The following is a 17,265-nucleotide window of genomic DNA, read 5'->3' on the forward strand; positions in this document are numbered from 1 at the left end:
TGCTTAGCGCTAAGAATGCGAGGCCTAGAGCTTCGCGATGATCTGCGCCAGCAACTTGGAGATGCGCGGACCGGCTGCCTGGCCGGCTTCGATGACTTCCTCGTGGCTCAGCGGAACCGGGCTGATGCCGGCTGCCAGGTTGGTCACCAGGGACATGCCGAAGATCTCCATGCCTGCGTGGCGGGCTGCGATGGCTTCCAACGCGGTGGACATGCCGACCAGATCCGCGCCGATGGTCTTGGCGTACTGCACTTCGGCCGGGGTTTCGTAGTGCGGGCCGGTGAACTGGGCGTACACGCCCTGTTCCAGTGTCGGATCAACGGAGAGCGCAATCTCGCGCAGGCGCGAGGAGTACAAGTCGGTCAGGTCGACGAACGTCGCGCCCTCTAGTGGGGAGGTGGCCGTCAGGTTGATGTGATCCGAGATCATTACCGGGGTGCCTGGATTCCAGTCTGGATTCAGGCCGCCGCAGCCGTTGGTGAGCACCAGCTGCTCGCAGCCGGCAGCCGCCGCGGTGCGGATCGGGTGGACTACCGCACGGACGCCGCGTCCCTCGTAGTAGTGGGTGCGGGCACCCAGGACCAGGACCCGTTTGCCGGTGGAGGTCAGGATCGAGGAGATGCTGCCCTTGTGGCCCGGTACGGCCGGGGCATGGAAGCCTGGAATTTCGGTGGCATCCAGGGTGTGGGTGGTTTCGCCGATGAGTTCGGCGGCCTGGCCCCAACCGGAGCCCAGGACCAGCGCGATGTCGTGTTTTGCTACGCCGGTCTGTTCGGCGATTGCCTGGGCAGCCTGCGCTGCCAGGACCTGTGGGTCATTTTGCATATCAGTCACGGGAAATACGCTACCGCTAGCGGGGCGCTTTGTCAGGTGAAACTAGTGCTTCAGAATCAAAATCACGTTCCGGGATTGTGCTTCGATGTGCGCAATTACCCGGCATGGTGAACAATGGTGATTGTGAGCGCAGATCGTAGGAATGAAGCAACCCGTTTAGTTATTCTCGGCGGAGGACCAGGCGGCTACGAAGCCGCCATGGGCGCGGCCCAGTTGGGTGCCAATGTCACCGTCGTGGAACGTGCAGGCATGGGCGGTTCGGCGGTGCTGACCGACGTCGTGCCTTCCAAGACCCTGATTGCCACGGCGGATGCGGTGCGCCGCGTGAAGCACGCGGAAACCTTTGGAGTTCACGTTGACGGACTCGACTCGGCTGTCACCGATTTCTCGGTGGTGAACCACCGACTGCTGGACCTGGCCAAGGAGCAGTCCTCGGATATCCGCACCACTCTTGAACGCGCCGGCGTGCGCATCGTGATCGGCGAAGGCCGCCTGCTCGACGACCACACGGTTGCGGTATCACACCCAGATGGTTCCGAACAGGAAATCGAAGCGGACGCCATGCTGATAGCAGTGGGCGCCCACCCGCGCGAACTGCCTACAGCCAAGCCCGACGGCGAGCGGATCTTCAACTGGACCCAGATCTACAACATGAACGAGGTGCCTGAGCACCTGATCGTTGTCGGTTCTGGCGTGACCGGTGCCGAGTTCGCTTCGGCCTACAACTTGCTCGGTGCCAAGGTCACGCTGGTTTCCTCGCGCGACCGCGTGCTGCCCGGCGAGGACGCGGACGCAGCGGGCGTGCTGGAGGACGCCTTCAAGGAAAACGGTGTCAATGTTGTTTCCCAGGCCCGCGCCGAAGGCGTGGAGCGCCAGGGCGACAAGGTACTGGTTACCTTGGCTGACGGACGCGTGCTCGAAGGCAGCCACTGCCTGGTTGCCGTGGGCGGCATCCCTAATACCGCCAACCTGGGCCTGGAAGAAGCCGGCGTGCAGCTGACCGACTCGGGTCACATCAAGGTGGATGGCGTTTCGCGCACTACCGCAACCAACATCTATGCAACCGGCGACTGCACTGGCGTATTCGCCTTGGCTTCGGTGGCAGCTATGCAGGGACGCATCGCCGTGGCGCACCTGCTTGGCGACTCGGTCAAGCCGTTGAATCTGGATCTCGTGGCGTCCAACGTCTTCACCTCCCCGGAAATCGCTACCGTGGGTGTTACCCAGCGTGCGGTGGCTGAGGGCAAGTACCAGGCCAACATCATCAAGGTTGACCTGAACACCAACGCCCGCGCCAAGATGATGAACGTGGACCAGGGCTTCGTGAAAATCGTTTCCCGCAAGGGCTCGGGCACCGTCATCGGCGGTGTCGTGGTTGCACCGCGCGCGAGCGAGCTGATCTACTCACTGGCACTGGCAGTCCAGAACAGCCTGCACGTTGACGACGTGGCTGAAACTTTCACCGTGTACCCGTCGCTGTCGGGTTCGCTGGCTGAAGCGGCTCGCCGCCTTCACCGCCATCGGTAGGTCCTGACGAACCTTTCCAGGCGGCATCCGTCCTCATATTGGGGCGGATGCCGCCTTTGGTGTTTAACAACGCAGAACCCTTCGGCGAACGCCAGCGAAGTCCTGAAACGCGACATGTTTTCTCAATACCCTTAATACAAGATGTTGTGACTCCATTCACTTTGGCGAACCACTCTGATATAAGTGTAGAAACTGTTTTCTCAGGTCACGTCTCAATATGTGGAAGTGCATATTCGCGCTAGTAGACCCGTGAATTGCCGATCTCGGTTCAGGTTCCATTAACTATGTGTCCAAATAATGGACATCAATATCCGAATACTGGTCACCGAGGTTTACGATTATGACAGCAAAATTGAACATCTCACTCGTACTTTCACTCTAAGGAGCAGCCTCACATGTCGCAGGCTAACCAAGCAGTGGCGCCGAAGGAAAACACCCGCGGTCGCGTGCTGTTCGCCAGCATGATTGGCACCACCGTCGAATTCTTCGACTTCTATGCCTACGCCACCGCGTCGGTTCTCGTTTTCCCAGCCCTTTTCTTCCCCAACGCCTCCACCATCAACGCGATCCTTTCCTCGTTCGCGATCTTCGGTGTGGCATTCGTGGCTCGTCCACTGGGTTCGATCATCTTCGGCCACTACGGCGACAAGCTCGGCCGCAAGGGCACCTTGGTAGCCTCGCTGCTGCTGATGGGTATCGCTACCTTCCTGATCGGCTTCCTGCCGCCGGCTGCCGGCCACTGGACCGTATTGGCTCCGACCGCACTGGTGCTGCTGCGCTTCGCCCAGGGCCTGGCGCTCGGCGGCGAATGGTCCGGCGCGGCGCTGCTGGCCACCGAGAATGCTCCGAAGAACAAGCGCGCCATCTACGGCACGTTCCCTCAGCTGGGCGCCCCAATCGGCTTCATCATTGCGAACCTGATGTTCGTGGCCCTGCAGACCTTCTGCACCGCAGAACAGTTCATGGCTTGGGGATGGCGCGTTCCGTTCTTCTTCTCGGCTGTCATGGTGATCATCGGCCTGTGGGTACGACTGAAGCTGGTCGAATCCTCCTCCTTCCAGAAGGTTCTGGATCAGCAGAAGGTCGTGAAGTCGCCATTCGCGGTGACCATGAAGAAGCACTGGCGCCCAACCTTGGCCGGTACCTTCATCATGCTGGCAACCTACGTGCTGTTCTACCTGATGACTTCCTTCACCCTGACCTACGGCACGCAGCCAGCTAGCGTCGAGCAGGCGACGGCTGCCGCTGAAGCCAAGGGCAAGACCTTTGACGCAGCCGGCTTCGTTCCAGGCTTGGGCATTGAACGCCCAACCTTCTTGACCATGCTGATTATCGGTGTTGTCTTCTTCGGCATCTTCACCATGGTTTCTGGTCCATTGGCTGAGAAGTTCGGCCGCCGCAAGTTCCTGATCTGGGTCACCTCGGGCATCCTGGTCTTCGGGCTGGCTTGGACCTTGTTCTTCGGTCCAGGCCAAGGCGCTGCCATGGCCGGTCTGGTCATCGGGTTCACCCTGATGGGTCTGACCTTCGGCCCGATGGCCGCCTACCTGCCGGAGCTGTTCCCCTCGAACGTGCGCTACACCGGTTCGGCTGTTGCCTACAACTTGTCTTCGGTAATTGGTGCGGCTCCTGCGTCCTTCGTGGCTGTGGCCCTGTGGAAGGCCGGTGCCGGCAACACCATGGGTGTTGGCCTGTACCTGGCGCTTGGCGCGGTCCTGACCTTGGTTGCGCTGTTCATGACTCGCGATACCTCGGACATGGATATGGAAGAGTGGGTCGAGTAATTCGACGGCATTGCTGAGTGAACGGCTCGGAGAATCATCTGGCAACGATGATTCGCCGGGCCGTTTGCCATTCCCGACGGCCATAGGTGAATGCGAGGTGAAAGAGAGCTCCGCCCCTTACAACTTCATACAAGGCATGGAAGCATGGGACACGACATATTCAACACCGAAGGGGAGCGCTCATGCGTATCGCAGTTGCGGGCGGCACCGGTGCCATCGGCGCGCTGGTGGTGGAACAGCTCAAGAATGCAGGCCACGAACCAGTTGTGTTAGCCCGGTCCAAAGGATGCGACCTGACGAGCCGCAGCGCGGTCGAGCAAAGGCTGGTCGACTGCGAGTCGGTCATCGATGTTTCCGGCGCCTCCACGGTGAGTTCTGCTGCCTCCATGCGGTATTTCACCCAATCGACGGCCAACCTCGTCATTGCAGGACGCGAGTCCGGGGTGCAGAACCACGTGGCGCTGTCGATCATTGGTGCCGCCACGGTGGATTCTGGCTACTACGCCGGCAAAGCGGCGCAAGAGCGGATGCTGCAAATGCTTCCCGGCGGCTACACCCTGTTGCGCACTACACAGTTCCACGAATTCATTGGCCAGAATATCGGCCGCCTGGGTGCAGGGCCGGTGCAGATGGCGCCGAAGATGCGGATGCAGCCCATCGCGGGCAGCGAGGTGGCGGCCGCACTCGTTGCCCTGGCCGGGGGACCGGTCCAGGGCGTGGTGCAAGACCTTGCGGGGCCGCAAGAGGAATACGCTCCCGATTTAATCGCCAAATACCTGCAAGCCCAAGGCAAGTCGCCAAAGATTGTTGAAGTATCTGTTCCCGGTCCCATGGGCAAGGCAATGCGCGATGGGGGACTGCTGCCCGGCAATTCCGCGAGGCTAGGCCACGAAACCTTCGATGCCTGGCTGGCTCGACAGCAGCCCGGATCAGCCTGAGTTTCCAGTCGCCAAGTAATCGTGACAAAAGTGGCGGATCCTGGAAGCATCACATCATGGACGAAAAAGAACCGTATGTTCCTTATATCCCCACGCCTCGGGACTTTCCCGGCTTCACGATGCCATCTTCAGTGCCGCAAGGCATGCGGCTGGAGCTGAGCCGTTCAAGAATCAAGGATGGGCAAGATGAGAACTTCGACGCATGGATGGAAACGCTGAACAACCGCTACGAAGAATGCGAGGCATCCTTATCTGCGCAGCGGGCAGTGCTGGAAGCGACATTCAGGCACGTGGAGGCCGATGGTTCGGTGTGGATCTATCACTTGAGCTTGGTGGGCGAGAACGGCAGCGGGCTCGATACGCGACAAGATATCGATGCGACCCACGAAGCAGCTAGCCGCCAGGCGAAAATGGCGGGCTGGGAAGAACTCGAACCGAAGTTCCTGCTCATGCCAGATCACCTCCGAGCATCGATGGTGCATTGGGCCGAACATGGACAAGTTCCAAAGTAGAACCCATGGGCTGAAAGAAGAACACCGGAGGGCCTGGACAATTCTGTCCAGGCCCTCGAGTGCGCTTGGCGGGTTCTACTTGGCGTCGTCGATCGACGCGATGAGGGCGCCCGACGACAGGGTCTCGCCCGGAGCAACTTCCAAGCCGCTGACCACGCCATCACGGTGAGCAGTAATCGGCTGCTCCATCTTCATCGCTTCAAGCACGACAATCAGATCACCTTGGGAAACGGTGTCGCCATTCTCGACGGCAACCTTCACGATGGTGCCCTGCATTGGCGAACGCAGTTCGGCGCTATTGCCACCAGCGGCCCCGGATGCCTTGCGGCCCGGCTTGCGCTTCTTCTTGCCTGCGGTCTTTTCGGCGCCGTTGGAGGATACGGAGCCCAGCGACGAGGGAAGGGTGACTTCCAAGCGCTTTCCGCCAACCTCGACGGTCACGCTGGTGCGCTCTTCCTCGGCTGCCTCCTCGCCGCCCATGGGCATAGGGTGAGGCTCGATGACGGTATCGAATTCGGTCTCGATCCAGCGGGTATGGACCTTGAAGGATCCCTCTTCCGGGACGAACGCCGGATCGCTCATCACCGCGCGGTGGAATGGCAGCACGGTGGCCATGCCCTCGATCTGGAATTCCTCCAAAGCGCGGCGTGAACGGGCGGCGGCGATCGCGCGGGTCGGGCCGGTCACGATCAGCTTGGCGATCATCGAGTCGAAGTTCCCCGAAACGGTCTCGCCCTGCTCGATGCCCGAATCCACGCGGACGCCGGGACCGGAAGGCAGGTTCATCTTGGTGATGGTGCCTGGAGTCGGCATGAAGTTGCGACCGGCATCCTCGCCGTTGATGCGGAACTCGAAGGAGTGGCCACGCAGTTCGGGGTCGGTGTAGCCCAGCTCTTCGCCGCGGGCGATGCGGAACTGCTCGCGAACCAGATCCAAGCCGGTGACTTCCTCGGAGACCGGGTGCTCCACCTGCAGACGGGTGTTGACCTCGAGGAAGGAAATGACACCGTCCTGGCCCACTAGGAATTCGCAGGTGCCTGCGCCGTTGTACTTTGCCTCGCGCAAGATCGCTTTGGACGCTTCGTACAGCCGGGCGGTCTGCTCTTCGCTCAAGTACGGGGCCGGTGCTTCCTCGACGAGCTTCTGGTTGCGGCGCTGCAGCGAGCAGTCGCGGGTGGAAACGACAACCACATTGCCGTGGACATCGGCCAGGCACTGGGTTTCCACGTGGCGGGGTGCGTCCAGGAAGCGCTCGATGAAGCATTCGCCGCGGCCGAAAGCCGCGACAGCTTCACGGACCGCCGAATCGTACATTTCGCCGATTTCTTCGCGGTTGCGGACCACCTTGATGCCGCGTCCGCCACCGCCGTACGCGGCCTTGATGGCCAATGGAAGTCCGTGCTCGTCGGCGAAGGCATAGACCTCGTCGGCCGAAGCCACCGGATCCTTGGTGCCGGGCACCAGCGGAGCACCGACCTTTTCAGCGATGTGGCGGGCCTTGACCTTGTCTCCGAGCTTGTCGATGGATTCTGGCGAAGGGCCAATCCAAGTCAGGCCGGCGTCGATGACCGCCTGAGCGAACTCGGCGTTCTCCGAGAGGAAGCCGTAGCCAGGGTGGATCGCGTCGGCACCGGAGCGTTCGGCGGCGTCCAGGATCTTCTCAATGCGAAGGTACGATTCAGCGGCGGTGGTGCCACCCAGTGCGTAGGCTTCGTCAGCCAGACGCACATGCAGCGCATCGCGATCGGAGTCGGCGTAGACCGCAACAGACTCGATTCCTTCATCGCGGGCGGCACGGATAATACGCACTGCAATCTCGCCACGGTTGGCGATAAGCACCTTCGTCAATGGATTCATCATGAACCTTGTCTTTTAAAAATAGGGTTTCTCAGCTATGAGCCTATCGTTTTTGTGGGAACTATATGTAGTTATCGCCTAAAACGAGGGTGTTAGGGTGAAATTTTTAGAGGAATCCTACAAGGCAATCTCGCGCTATGGCTTCGCTGAACCTGCCCGGCGAGGCCTGCGGCGGCCAGCATCCGAGGGGCCGGGGAGGACCAGATGCTGCTGAGCAAGGAATTCCAGGCATGAAAAAGGTGCCTTCCGCCATGCAGCGGAAGGCACCATCATCCGGCGAGAGCCGGTCTATTTCCAGAGATCCACGAGGTTGATCCCGGCCTGCGCCAGCAGGCCGCGCAGCACGAAGACATCCAAGCCGACAACGTTCTGGAAGTTGCCTTCGATGGACTCGATGAAGGCCGCGGCCAGTCCGTCAATGGTGAAGGCTCCGGCACAGGGCAGTGGTTCCCCGCTGGCTACGTAGGCCTCGATCTCGGCATCGCTCACGGTGGAGAAATGCACCACGGTCGACGAGACCTGGCCGCGGGCCTGGGCTGGATCGGCGGTATCGATCAGCCAATGGCCCGAGTGCAGGATGCCGGTGGCACCGCTCAGCTGCTGCCACCGTTCGCGGGCCACCTGCGCGGTGTGCGGCTTTCCGTAGGCCACGCCATCAAGCTCGAAGACCGAATCGCAGCCCAGCACCACGGTGCCTGCCGGCTGCCCGGCCTGCGCCACGTTCTCGGCCTTGGCACGGGCCAGCAGCAAGGCGGTCTGCGCTGGCGACTGCTCGCCGTCGCGGGCCACTGCGGCGGCAAGCACCGCATCTTCATCCACCTCGGATACCTGGGTGGTGAAAGCGATGCCGGCATCGGACAGAACCTTCTTGCGCCCCCAGGAAGCCGACGCCAAAAGCAGCCGGGTTTCGGGTTTCAGCTGTTCGCTCATACTGCCGCATTCTCCTTGGTCTGGTCCTGGCTGGAAACGTCATGGGAGGAGTTCTCCTCGGATTCCAGCATTTCGTTGAGCTTCGATCCTTCCACATCAACGTCGGGCAAGATCTTGTCCAGCCACTTGGGCAGGTACCAGGCCTTGTCGCCCAGCAGGTGCATGACTGCAGGAATCAGGGTCATGCGGATGATGAACGCATCGAAGAGCACACCGAAGGCCAGCGCGAAACCGAGCGGCCGGATCATTGCCAGGTGCGAGAACACGAAGCCGGCGAAGACCGAAATCATGATCAGCGCGGCCGCGGTGACCACCGGTGCGGCCATCGAGAAGCCGGAACGGACCGCCTCCTTGGCAGGCTCGCCGTGGGCGTAGCGTTCGCGCATCGCCGAGACCAGGAAGACCTGGTAGTCCATGGCCAGGCCGAACAGGATGCCGGTGAGCAGGATCGGCAGGAAGGACAGCAGCGGACCTGGAACGTTGACATCGAACAGCGCGGAGAACCAGCCGAACTGGTAGACCATGACGCTGGCGCCGAAGGCGGCCGCGAGCGAAAGCAGGAAGCCGCCAGTAGCCAGCAGCGGAACCACCACCGAGCGGAAGACCAGCAGCAGCAGGATCAGCGACAGGCCCACCACGATGCTCAGGTATGGGACCAGCGCGGCGGTGACCTTCTCGGAGACGTCAATCTGCGCGGCAACCTGTCCGGTCACTGCAATATCGGCGCCGGTGGCCTCGGAGAACTTCGAGTAGTCTGCGCGCAGCTGGTGCACCAGCGCCTCGGTGGCTTCCGAGGACGGGCCATCGGTAGGGATCACCTGGATGGCGGCCAAGCTGCGGTCGTCGGTCATGGTGACCGGGATGGCGGCCACGACACCGTCGTATTCGCGCAGCAGGTCGGCCACGTCAAGGCTCTTCTCCTCCGCTTCGCGCTCGCTCAGCCCCGCAGGCAGGTCAGCCAGGACCAGCAGCGGGCCGTTGTAGCCCGAGCCGAACTTGTCGCTGGTCTGCTCGTAGGCCTGGAAGGCCTGCGAATCAGCCGGTTCAGCACTGCCATCGGGCAATGCGGTGCGCATCTGCGTGGCCGGCAGGGCGATGGCACCCAGAACGACTACCACTAGCAAGGTCACTGGGACAGCGATCTTCGTGACCATGCGCACCCAGCGGGTGGAGACTGATTCCTTGACCTTCGGATTCTCGGCATCTGCGGCGGCTTTCTCGCGGGCCCGCTTGGATACCAGCTTATTGCCAGCCAGGGACAGCAGCGCCGGAAGCAGGGTGATGTTCAGCAGCACCGAGCACAGGACGGTGAACGCGGCCGACAGGCCCAGGACGGTCAGGAACGGCAGTCCCGGGACAGCCAGGGCTGCCAGCGCAATGATCACGGTCAGGCCGGCGAAGACCACCGCGTTGCCGCTGGTACCCACCGCGCGGGCAATCGACTCCCCGACCTCCATGCCGGAAAGCAGCTGCGAGCGGTGGCGGTGGATGATGAACAGCGCATAGTCGATGCCCACCGCCAGGCCCAGCATGAGCGCCAGGGCAGGGGTAATCGAGGCCATGTCGATCAGCGAGGAGAACGCCATGGTGGTGCCCACGCCAGCCCCTACGCCGAGGATCGCCAGCACCAGCGGCAAGCCGGCGGCGACCAAGGTGCCGAGCATGGCCAGCAGGACGATGGCGGCGATCACCACACCAACGATTTCCGAGGCGCCGAAGACCTGGGACATGTCCTGCATGATCTCCTTGGAGAACAGCACCTGAACCCCATTGGCCTGCGGCCCTGCAGCGATGGCCTTGATCTGCTCGCGGTCATCAGGAGTCAGGGCGTCGGTCTGGACCTTGAAGCTCACCTGCGAAACTGCGGTGCTTCCGTCTTCGGAAACGAAACGCATGCCCGAGCTGGCACCCACCTGTCGGGAAGCGAATTCCAGCTCAGCACGGCCGGACTCCAGGTCCTTCAGGCCCTGCTCGACATCCTTTTCGCCCTGCTCGAGCTCGGCGGTCTTTTCCTTGATGGTCTTTTCGCCGTCTTCAAGCTGCTTCTTGGCTGCTGCCAGTTCGGCCTTGCCTTCAAGGAATTGGGCCTTCTTGGCATCGAATTCACGCTGCCCGGCTTCCAGCTTGGCGCGGCCTTCATCGAGCTCGGCCTGGCCCTGGTTCAGCTTCGCCTTGTTGGTGGCGATTTCCTTCTTGGCTGCATCCAGCTGCGCTTTGGCTGCATCCAGCTGGGTTTTGGCGGCATCAAGCTGGCCGCGGTTGGCTTCCAGTTCCTTGTGGCCGGCCTTGGCCTGGACCTGGCCGGCGTCGAGTTCCTTGCGCGCGGCATCAAGCTGCTTCAGGCCGGCTTCGGCGGTGGCGATCTGCTCCAGCGAGTCGGTAGCCTGCTGCTTGCCGTCGGTCGCTTCGTCGATTCCGGTTTCTGCTGCGGTTTTCGCGGCTTTCGCCTCAGCCAAGCTGCCTTCTTGCTTCGCTAGCTGCTTGGTGTATGTATCAATTTCTTCTTGGTTTCCAGCGGCCTCGGCCTCAGCCAATAGCCGCTGGGTGTTCTCGATCTGGGCAGTCAGGTTCTTGATCGCCGCTTCAGCTTCGGCCAGGCCTGCCTGTGCCTCGGCCAGTCCGTCCTCGGCAGCCTTCAGGACCGCGGCGGCTTCCTTCTTGCCGTCGGACAGGTTTGCCTCGAATTCCTTGCGGGAGGAGTCGCCGAGCAGCTGGTCCATGCCAGCCTGGTATTCCTTTTCGCCCGCGGCCAGTTTGGCATCGGCGGCTTCGAGCTTCTTCTCGCCAGCCTCGAACTGTTCCCGGCCCGCATCGTATTCGACCTTGCCGTCCTTGTACTGGGCCAATCCGGCCTCGTACTTCGCTTCGCCAGCCTCCAGCTGCTCGCGGCCCGAGTTCAGCTCACGCTGCCCGGCTTCCAGCTGTGCGCGGCTATCGGCCAGCTGCTTTTCGGCTGCGGCGATCTGCGGTTCTGCATCCTGGATTTCCTTCTGCCCGTCGAAGTATTGGGCCCAGCCTTCGGTGAGCTCCTCACGGCCATCCTTGAGCTGCACCTTGCCTTCGGCAATTTGCTCCTTGGCATCGTCCAGCTTTTTCTGGCCGTCAACCAGTTCCTGCTGCGCCTTGTCCAGCTCAGGCTGGGCCTTGTCGAGCTTTTCCTGCAATTCGAAGGGGCTCATAGCCTCGACGACCTGGGAATGCATGCCCAGCTGGTCCAAGGACTCGGCGATGGCCTGCTTCTGGGTTTCATTCAGCGGCCGGTCCGAGCTTTCGCGGAACACGATGGACCCGGAACCGCCGGCGAGATCCGGAAGTTCTTCCTTCATCCGGTCCAGGGTGCGCTGGGTTTCGGTTCCGGGAAGGGTAAAGGTATTGGACAGCTGGCCCATGAACAAGCTGGCGCACAGCCCAATGAAGATGAAGGCTGCCAGCCACATCGAAATGACGCGGTAGCGGTGCAGGTGTGCCCATCGCGCGAGGCGGTAGAGGAGGGAAGCCATGAGCTTAGATGTCCTTCACGGTGCTAGTGCTGGAAAGCGGCAAGGCCTTGAAACCCTCGTCAAGGGTTTCCATGGCCTGGGTAATCAAGGAATGGAAGACGGAAATGAGTTCGGGGGAGATGTCCATGCCGACAGTTTCGGTGGCGGGCAGACGTTCGATCCACTCGTCGAAGGCGGCTTGGCCTGCGCCGAGCAGCGCATTGGTGAAGACCCTGACGGTGAAGGTATTGGCGTGCGGATAGCGCCGGGCGACCTTCTCGATGACTTCAGTGGCGGCTGTCTGCCATTCATTCATCATGGCGGGGAAGCCGCAGTTGGCACCTTCGGTCCGCAAGAACGCACCGAAGTGCGCTACTTGTCCGAGCAACCGCGCGACATCATCGGACTTGAGTGCTTCGATGATCGCTTCGACCAATGGCATGGAATCGCTCAGGTCGCTGATGGAATCCACCATGGTTCCCAGGACCTGATGCAGTGGATAGGAATAGACCGCATCCACCGAGGGGAAGTAGTTGAAGAGCGTACGCCGGGAGATTCCTGCCGCCTCGGCGATCTGGGTAGCAGTGAGCGCGGTGCCAGAGCCGTGGCGGAGCAGATCCGCGACGGCTTCGACGATGGCTTGTTTTGTCGCCTGCTTGTTCAGTTCGCGGCGGGTGCCGGTACTTGGAGAAGTCACATGATTACACTACGTGCAAAGTTGCACCCTGTGCAAAAGTGGTGGGTGTGACCTTAAACAAGAAATCGGCGCACGGGCGTAAATGCCCGTGCGCCGATTGCCTCCAGCAATGCCTATTTGGCCGCGGCTGCCTCAGCGTCTGGAGCCGAGATGCTTTCGTCGGCAAAAGGATTGCCATTGCGTGGTGCGCTGTACATGTCGATGTCCAAGATGCCCTCGCGCTTGGCGACAATGGTTGGAACCAGTGCCTGTCCCGCGACGTTCACCGCGGTGCGGCCCATGTCGATAATCGGGTCAACGGCCATCAGCAAGCCGACGCCTGCCAGTGGAAGGCCCAGAGTGGACAGGGTCAGCGTCAGCATCACGATGGCTCCGGTGGTGCCTGCGGTTGCCGCCGAGCCCAGGACGGATACCAGGGCAATCAGGAAGTAATCGGTGAGCGAGAGCTCGACGCCGAAGAACTGGGCAACGAAGATGGCGGCGATCGCCGGGTAGATGGCAGCGCAGCCGTCCATCTTGGTGGTGGCACCCAACGGCACCGCGAAGGAAGCGTAGCCCGAAGGCACGCCGAGGTTGCGTTCGGTGACGCGCTGGGTCAATGGCAGCGTGCCAATCGACGAGCGCGAGACGAAGGCCAGCTGCACGGCTGGCCAAACGCCCGAGAAGTACTGCTTGATGGACAGGCCATGAGCACGGATCAGGACCGGGTACAGCGCGAACAGCACCAGTGCCAGGCCAACATAGATCGCTACGGTGAATTTGCCCAGCGCGCCGATGGTGTCCCAGCCGTAGGTGGCGACAGCGTTGCCGATCAGGCCAACCGTGCCGATCGGTGCAATGCGGATGATCCACCAGAGGACCTTCTGGATGATCGCCAAGATAGAAGTGGAGAACGCCAGGAAGGGTTCTGCTGCCTTTCCGACCTTGAGTGCGGCGATGCCCACAGCAATGGCAATTACCAGGATCTGCAGGACATTGAAGCTGATCGAGGTGGTGGCGGTGGCATCATCGGCAAGCTTGGTGCTGGCGCCCAGGCCCAGGAAGTTGGCTGGGACCAATCCGGTGAGGAAGCCTAGCCAGTCGCCGGTCTTGCCGGTGTAGTCATCCGGCATGTCCTGGCCGGTATTCGCTCCGGGGCGGAAAACGGTGCCGAGGACCATGCCGATGACGACGGAGACCAGAGCGGTGATGGCGAACCACAGCAGGGTCTGCCATGCGAGCCGTGCTGCATTGGTGACCTTGGCGAGGTTGGCAATCGAGGCGACAACTGCAAAGAAGATCAGCGGGATTACCGCGGTGCGCAGCAGGGCTACGTAGCTGGATCCAATGATCGACAGGGCTTCACCCAGGCCGTTGGGCTCTTCGGTGGTGCTGCCGGTGTACTTGGCCACGAGGCCCAAAAGGAGACCGACAATCAGTGCCGCAATGATCTGCGGTCCGAAACTGGTCATCCAGCGGGGAAGCTTAGATGCAGGTGCGTTAGTAGACATGCGTTCAAGATTAGGGTGCTCATCTGCTCGGCCAGCAGTCAATGTTACTGAACATGACGATATTTCGCTGTTTGTGCTTCATTGCACTCCAAAGCGGTGCCCGGGGTCACAAATCCGGCGAATTACGCAAGAAATGAAGGGTTCCTTGGGCGCCGAAACAAAGTTCGTCATTTGGGAATTTCTGCGTGTCCTTCATTGCTTCTGGACTATTTGCCTTGACTGTGCAATGAAAAGTCAGATCACTGCACGCATCTCGGCTTCCAGTCCTATTGCCGACGCGAGCAGATTGCGCATCACAACCAGCAGCCAGGTGGCGGCGCTGCCGAACGCCACGGTGCCAGCGACCATCAGGAATACGCCGGGACCGCCGGCGCCGACGATCGCCAGCAAGTGAAATCCCAATCCCAGGACCAAGAAGGTGGCGATCGCGGATGCGCAGATGATGGTGGTGACCCAGCGCAGTGAACTATTCTCGAAGATTCTCTGGCGTTGAACCTTTGACAGCAGTATCCAGACGCAGGCCAGGGAAACCTGCAGGCATATGATTCCGGCCGTCACCACCCATCGGTATGGGGTGGCCAGATAGGCAACTTCGGGATGGATGCTGACGGACTCTGCGATAAACAGCGGCAAAATCAGCGTCTGGGCCAAGAGTGCGCCGAGGAAGATAGCGATCAGCGAAGCCCGAAGCAGAGCAATGGCAGAATTCGTCATACGATTGATTATCAATCATAATCTATCGATTATCAATAGGATCTGTCGAGTGTATCGCGATTTCACGCTACTGGACTCCGTGATTCGGGGCGGTGATCTCACACGCAGGGCCTGCCAGCCTTGATCTGTCGGTGTCTTGTGGAACGGTAGGAGCCAGCAAAGCGGTGCGAATTTATTGCCGTGGTCCATTCCGGAGCGGAAAGAAGGAAACTAATGCGCGTATACATCACGAGTGTCTTCGTCGATGACCAGGCGAAAGCCAAAGCGTTTTATACCGAGGTGCTGGGCTTCAAGGTAAAGCACGACATTCCCGTCGGGGAGTACAGCTGGCTGTCCCTCGTCGCTGCCGACCAGGAAGATGGTCCTGAAGTCCTTCTCGAACCGGCGGCGCATCCAGCGGTCGGGCCATACCGTGCGGCGCTGAAAGCCGATGGCATCCCGGCAACGTCTTTTGCCGTTGATGATGTCCAGGCGGAATTCGAGCGCTTGGGTTCATTGGGGGTGGAGTTCACCCAGGAGCCAATGGACGCGGGTCCCGTGATGGTGGCGACCTTTGATGACACCTGCGGCAATCTGATCCAGATTTCCAGCTACAAGGCGTAATGCGAATTGGCGGCCCTGCAGTATTGCAGGGCTGCCAATTCGCATTGCTGGAAGCTACTTGACCAGTGCGCGCTTCAGGGTATCCAGGCCCACTGAACCGAGCTGCAATGCCGCGGTGTGGAAATCCTTGAGCGAGAAGTTCTCGCCCTGGGCCGCTGCGAGATCATCGCGGATCTGCTCCCAGAGTCGCTGGCCGATCTTGTAGGACGGGGCCTGGCCCGGCCAACCGAGGTAGCGGTTGTACTCGAAGTCCAGCTGCCCCTTGGACATGTCCAGATTCTTCTGGAGGAACTCGTAGCCGTTTTCGGAATTCCAGGTGCCGGAGCCCCACTGCGCGGGGACTTCCAAGCCCAAATGGACACCGATGTCGAAGACCACGCGAGCTGCACGCAGGCGCTGCGCGTCAAGCATGCCCATGTAGTCGCCTGGGTCGTCGAGGTAGCCCAGCTGGTGCATGAGACGCTCGGAATACAGTGCCCAGCCTTCGCCGTGGCCGGAAACCCAGCACATCAATCGGCGCCAGCTGTTCAGCGTAGCTGCCTGCATCTGCGCGGTGCCAATCTGCAGGTGATGGCCCGGCACGCCTTCGTGGTACACGGTGGTCAGTTCGGCCCACGTGGTGAATTCATCTTCTCCCGGCGGAACCGACCACCACATCCGGCCCGGACGGCTGAAGTCTTCCGACGGCCCGGTGTAGTACACGCCGCCATCCTGGGTTGGGGCGATCATGCACTCGATGCGGTCCATGGGTGCCGGGATCTCGAAATGGGTGCCCGACAAATCGGCCATGGCCTGATCCGCCTTGCCCTGCATCCATTCGCGCAGGGCGTCGGTGCCTTTCAGCTTTCGTGCCGGATCCTCGTTGAGGATCTTCTTGGCTTCCTCAATCGTGGCGCCCGGCTTGATCTGCTCGGCGACGCGCTGCTGCTCGGCGATGATGGCATCGAGCTCGCCGACTCCCCAGGTGTAAGTCTCTTCCAGGTCCACTGTTGCGCCCAGGAAGCGGCGGGACATCAGCGAATAGTACTCCCGGCCCACCGCGTCTTCGGCTGGTGCCTGCGGCAGGAGTTCATCTTGCAGGTAGGTGGTGAGCTTGCGGTAGGCCGTCTTTGCGGCGTCTGCACCGGCTTGAAGCTGTTCCTGCAATGCGGCATCCACCGTGGTGCCGGAGACGGCCAGCTGGTCGAAGAAGCCGCCGTCCTTGGCGTAGTCGGTGGTTTGCGTGATCACAATGGAGACCTGTCGCTGTGCGGCGACCAAGCCGTTCGAGGCGGAATCTCGCAGGGACGCAATGTAGCCGTCAATCGCGGCAGGGATGTTCGACATCCGCTGGGCGATGAAGGCATAATCCGCGGAGGTATCCTGCGGCATCAAATCGATGATCGAGCGGATTTCCTGGGCCGCGCTGGCAATATTGTTCAGTTCGGTGCGCCCGGTGAACAGGATTTCCATCTCCAGGCTCAACCGCTCGGTCATCGCATCGAGGGAGACCTCGTCAATGGCGTCGACCGGGGTGGCGTTGGCCAAAGTGCCCAAGGTCTCGCGCAGCAAGCTGATCATCTGGGTCGTGCCGGCAGGGGAATAGTCGCCGTAGGCGGTTTCGTAACCCGGCATGCCAAGGGAAACTCCCCACTCCGGGGTCAGTTCAAGGGATTTGGCGAAGAAATCTTCGGCGATCTGGTCGATGGCCGAGGGATCGCGGTGCGGTGCGGGGGATGTCATGTAGCTAACAGTAGCTGATATGAAAGATTTGTTGAAGACTTTTCCGCGGGTTCATTCTCTATTACTTATCCCTCGCCCAAGCTGGCATTCAAAGGGTGAGGGCTGCATCGCTAGAGTTGCCAGCGATGGATGTGTGTGCAACACCTTGGAAAGCAGTGATCCGCGGTAAGTCATGAAC

The 17,265-nt window shown here is 61.0% G+C and carries 13 protein-coding genes; 5 read left to right on the forward strand and 8 right to left on the reverse strand.

Translation table 11 applies throughout. The features are described 5' to 3' along the window. Positions 1-24: 24 nt before the first annotated feature. On the reverse strand, positions 25-825 hold the full coding sequence (locus ACLQ8T_RS03815; RefSeq protein WP_413456368.1) for a purine-nucleoside phosphorylase: 801 nt from the start codon (positions 823-825) through the stop codon (positions 25-27). 123 nt (positions 826-948) lie between these two features. Here ACLQ8T_RS03815 and ACLQ8T_RS03820 point away from each other — a divergent pair, with 123 nt between their 5' ends. From ACLQ8T_RS03820 to ACLQ8T_RS03835, 4 genes are all read left to right on the forward strand, one after another. Beyond that, a complete protein-coding gene (locus tag ACLQ8T_RS03820) occupies positions 949-2,361 on the forward strand; it encodes an NAD(P)H-quinone dehydrogenase (RefSeq protein ID WP_073706651.1) in 1,413 nt (470 codons plus the stop codon). A gap of 395 nt (positions 2,362-2,756) precedes the next feature. Next, positions 2,757-4,145: an MFS transporter gene (locus tag ACLQ8T_RS03825; protein WP_204720962.1), complete on the forward strand. Its 1,389-nt coding sequence runs from the start codon at positions 2,757-2,759 to the stop codon at positions 4,143-4,145. Between the two features lie 182 nt (positions 4,146-4,327). Then, on the forward strand, positions 4,328-5,083 hold the full coding sequence (locus ACLQ8T_RS03830; RefSeq protein ID WP_413455737.1) for an SDR family oxidoreductase: 756 nt from the start codon (positions 4,328-4,330) through the stop codon (positions 5,081-5,083). A 56-nt stretch (positions 5,084-5,139) separates the two neighbouring features. Then, entirely contained in the window at positions 5,140-5,595 is a 456-nt protein-coding gene (locus ACLQ8T_RS03835; protein ID WP_413455738.1) for a DUF6176 family protein, read from the forward strand. A gap of 75 nt (positions 5,596-5,670) precedes the next feature. Here ACLQ8T_RS03835 and ACLQ8T_RS03840 read toward each other — a convergent pair whose 3' ends face one another. The 6 genes from ACLQ8T_RS03840 to ACLQ8T_RS03865 all read right to left on the reverse strand — a co-directional run bounded on the left by ACLQ8T_RS03840 (position 5,671) and on the right by ACLQ8T_RS03865 (position 14,762). Continuing rightward, the gene (locus ACLQ8T_RS03840; RefSeq protein WP_413455739.1) at positions 5,671-7,455 is read right to left on the reverse strand and encodes an acetyl/propionyl/methylcrotonyl-CoA carboxylase subunit alpha; all 1,785 of its coding nucleotides are present in this window, start codon (positions 7,453-7,455) and stop codon (positions 5,671-5,673) included. A 285-nt stretch (positions 7,456-7,740) separates the two neighbouring features. After that, entirely contained in the window at positions 7,741-8,382 is a 642-nt protein-coding gene (locus ACLQ8T_RS03845; RefSeq protein ID WP_413455740.1) for a Maf family protein, read from the reverse strand. After that, on the reverse strand, positions 8,379-11,882 hold the full coding sequence (locus ACLQ8T_RS03850; protein WP_413455741.1) for an MMPL family transporter: 3,504 nt from the start codon (positions 11,880-11,882) through the stop codon (positions 8,379-8,381). The genes ACLQ8T_RS03845 and ACLQ8T_RS03850 overlap by 4 nt, the downstream gene beginning before the upstream one ends. A gap of 4 nt (positions 11,883-11,886) precedes the next feature. Beyond that, entirely contained in the window at positions 11,887-12,558 is a 672-nt protein-coding gene (locus ACLQ8T_RS03855) for a TetR family transcriptional regulator (protein WP_413455742.1), read from the reverse strand. 113 nt (positions 12,559-12,671) lie between these two features. Then, positions 12,672-14,048: a dicarboxylate/amino acid:cation symporter gene (locus tag ACLQ8T_RS03860; protein WP_413455743.1), complete on the reverse strand. Its 1,377-nt coding sequence runs from the start codon at positions 14,046-14,048 to the stop codon at positions 12,672-12,674. 234 nt (positions 14,049-14,282) lie between these two features. Next, positions 14,283-14,762, reverse strand: a complete 480-nt coding sequence (locus tag ACLQ8T_RS03865; protein ID WP_413455744.1) for a DUF2975 domain-containing protein — start codon at positions 14,760-14,762, stop codon at positions 14,283-14,285. 213 nt (positions 14,763-14,975) lie between these two features. Here ACLQ8T_RS03865 and ACLQ8T_RS03870 point away from each other — a divergent pair, with 213 nt between their 5' ends. After that, entirely contained in the window at positions 14,976-15,365 is a 390-nt protein-coding gene (locus ACLQ8T_RS03870; RefSeq protein ID WP_141359264.1) for a VOC family protein, read from the forward strand. Between the two features lie 54 nt (positions 15,366-15,419). On the opposite strand, the gene ACLQ8T_RS03875 is transcribed toward ACLQ8T_RS03870, so the two are convergent. Beyond that, positions 15,420-17,087 carry a DUF885 domain-containing protein gene (locus ACLQ8T_RS03875; RefSeq protein ID WP_413455745.1) on the reverse strand — a complete coding sequence of 556 codons (1,668 nt, stop codon included), beginning with the start codon at positions 17,085-17,087 and terminating at the stop codon, positions 15,420-15,422. Between the last annotated feature and the right edge of the window lie 178 nt (positions 17,088-17,265).

Source organism: Glutamicibacter sp. FR1 (assembly GCF_047300825.1).
GTDB classification, from domain to species: domain Bacteria; phylum Actinomycetota; class Actinomycetes; order Actinomycetales; family Micrococcaceae; genus Glutamicibacter; species Glutamicibacter nicotianae.

Excerpts from the sequence above, each read along its gene's own strand:
- ACLQ8T_RS03815 (WP_413456368.1), bottom strand. The coding sequence starts at position 825 with ATGCAAAATGACCCACAGGTCCTGGCAGCGCAGGCTGCCCAGGCAATC.
- ACLQ8T_RS03820 (WP_073706651.1), top strand. The coding sequence starts at position 949 with ATGGTGATTGTGAGCGCAGATCGTAGGAATGAAGCAACCCGTTTAGTT.
- ACLQ8T_RS03825 (WP_204720962.1), top strand. The coding sequence starts at position 2,757 with ATGTCGCAGGCTAACCAAGCAGTGGCGCCGAAGGAAAACACCCGCGGT.
- ACLQ8T_RS03830 (WP_413455737.1), top strand. The coding sequence starts at position 4,328 with ATGCGTATCGCAGTTGCGGGCGGCACCGGTGCCATCGGCGCGCTGGTG.
- ACLQ8T_RS03835 (WP_413455738.1), top strand. The coding sequence starts at position 5,140 with ATGGACGAAAAAGAACCGTATGTTCCTTATATCCCCACGCCTCGGGAC.
- ACLQ8T_RS03840 (WP_413455739.1), bottom strand. The coding sequence starts at position 7,455 with ATGATGAATCCATTGACGAAGGTGCTTATCGCCAACCGTGGCGAGATT.
- ACLQ8T_RS03845 (WP_413455740.1), bottom strand. The coding sequence starts at position 8,382 with ATGAGCGAACAGCTGAAACCCGAAACCCGGCTGCTTTTGGCGTCGGCT.
- ACLQ8T_RS03850 (WP_413455741.1), bottom strand. The coding sequence starts at position 11,882 with ATGGCTTCCCTCCTCTACCGCCTCGCGCGATGGGCACACCTGCACCGC.
- ACLQ8T_RS03860 (WP_413455743.1), bottom strand. The coding sequence starts at position 14,048 with ATGTCTACTAACGCACCTGCATCTAAGCTTCCCCGCTGGATGACCAGT.
- ACLQ8T_RS03865 (WP_413455744.1), bottom strand. The coding sequence starts at position 14,762 with ATGACGAATTCTGCCATTGCTCTGCTTCGGGCTTCGCTGATCGCTATC.
- ACLQ8T_RS03870 (WP_141359264.1), top strand. The coding sequence starts at position 14,976 with ATGCGCGTATACATCACGAGTGTCTTCGTCGATGACCAGGCGAAAGCC.
- ACLQ8T_RS03875 (WP_413455745.1), bottom strand. The coding sequence starts at position 17,087 with ATGACATCCCCCGCACCGCACCGCGATCCCTCGGCCATCGACCAGATC.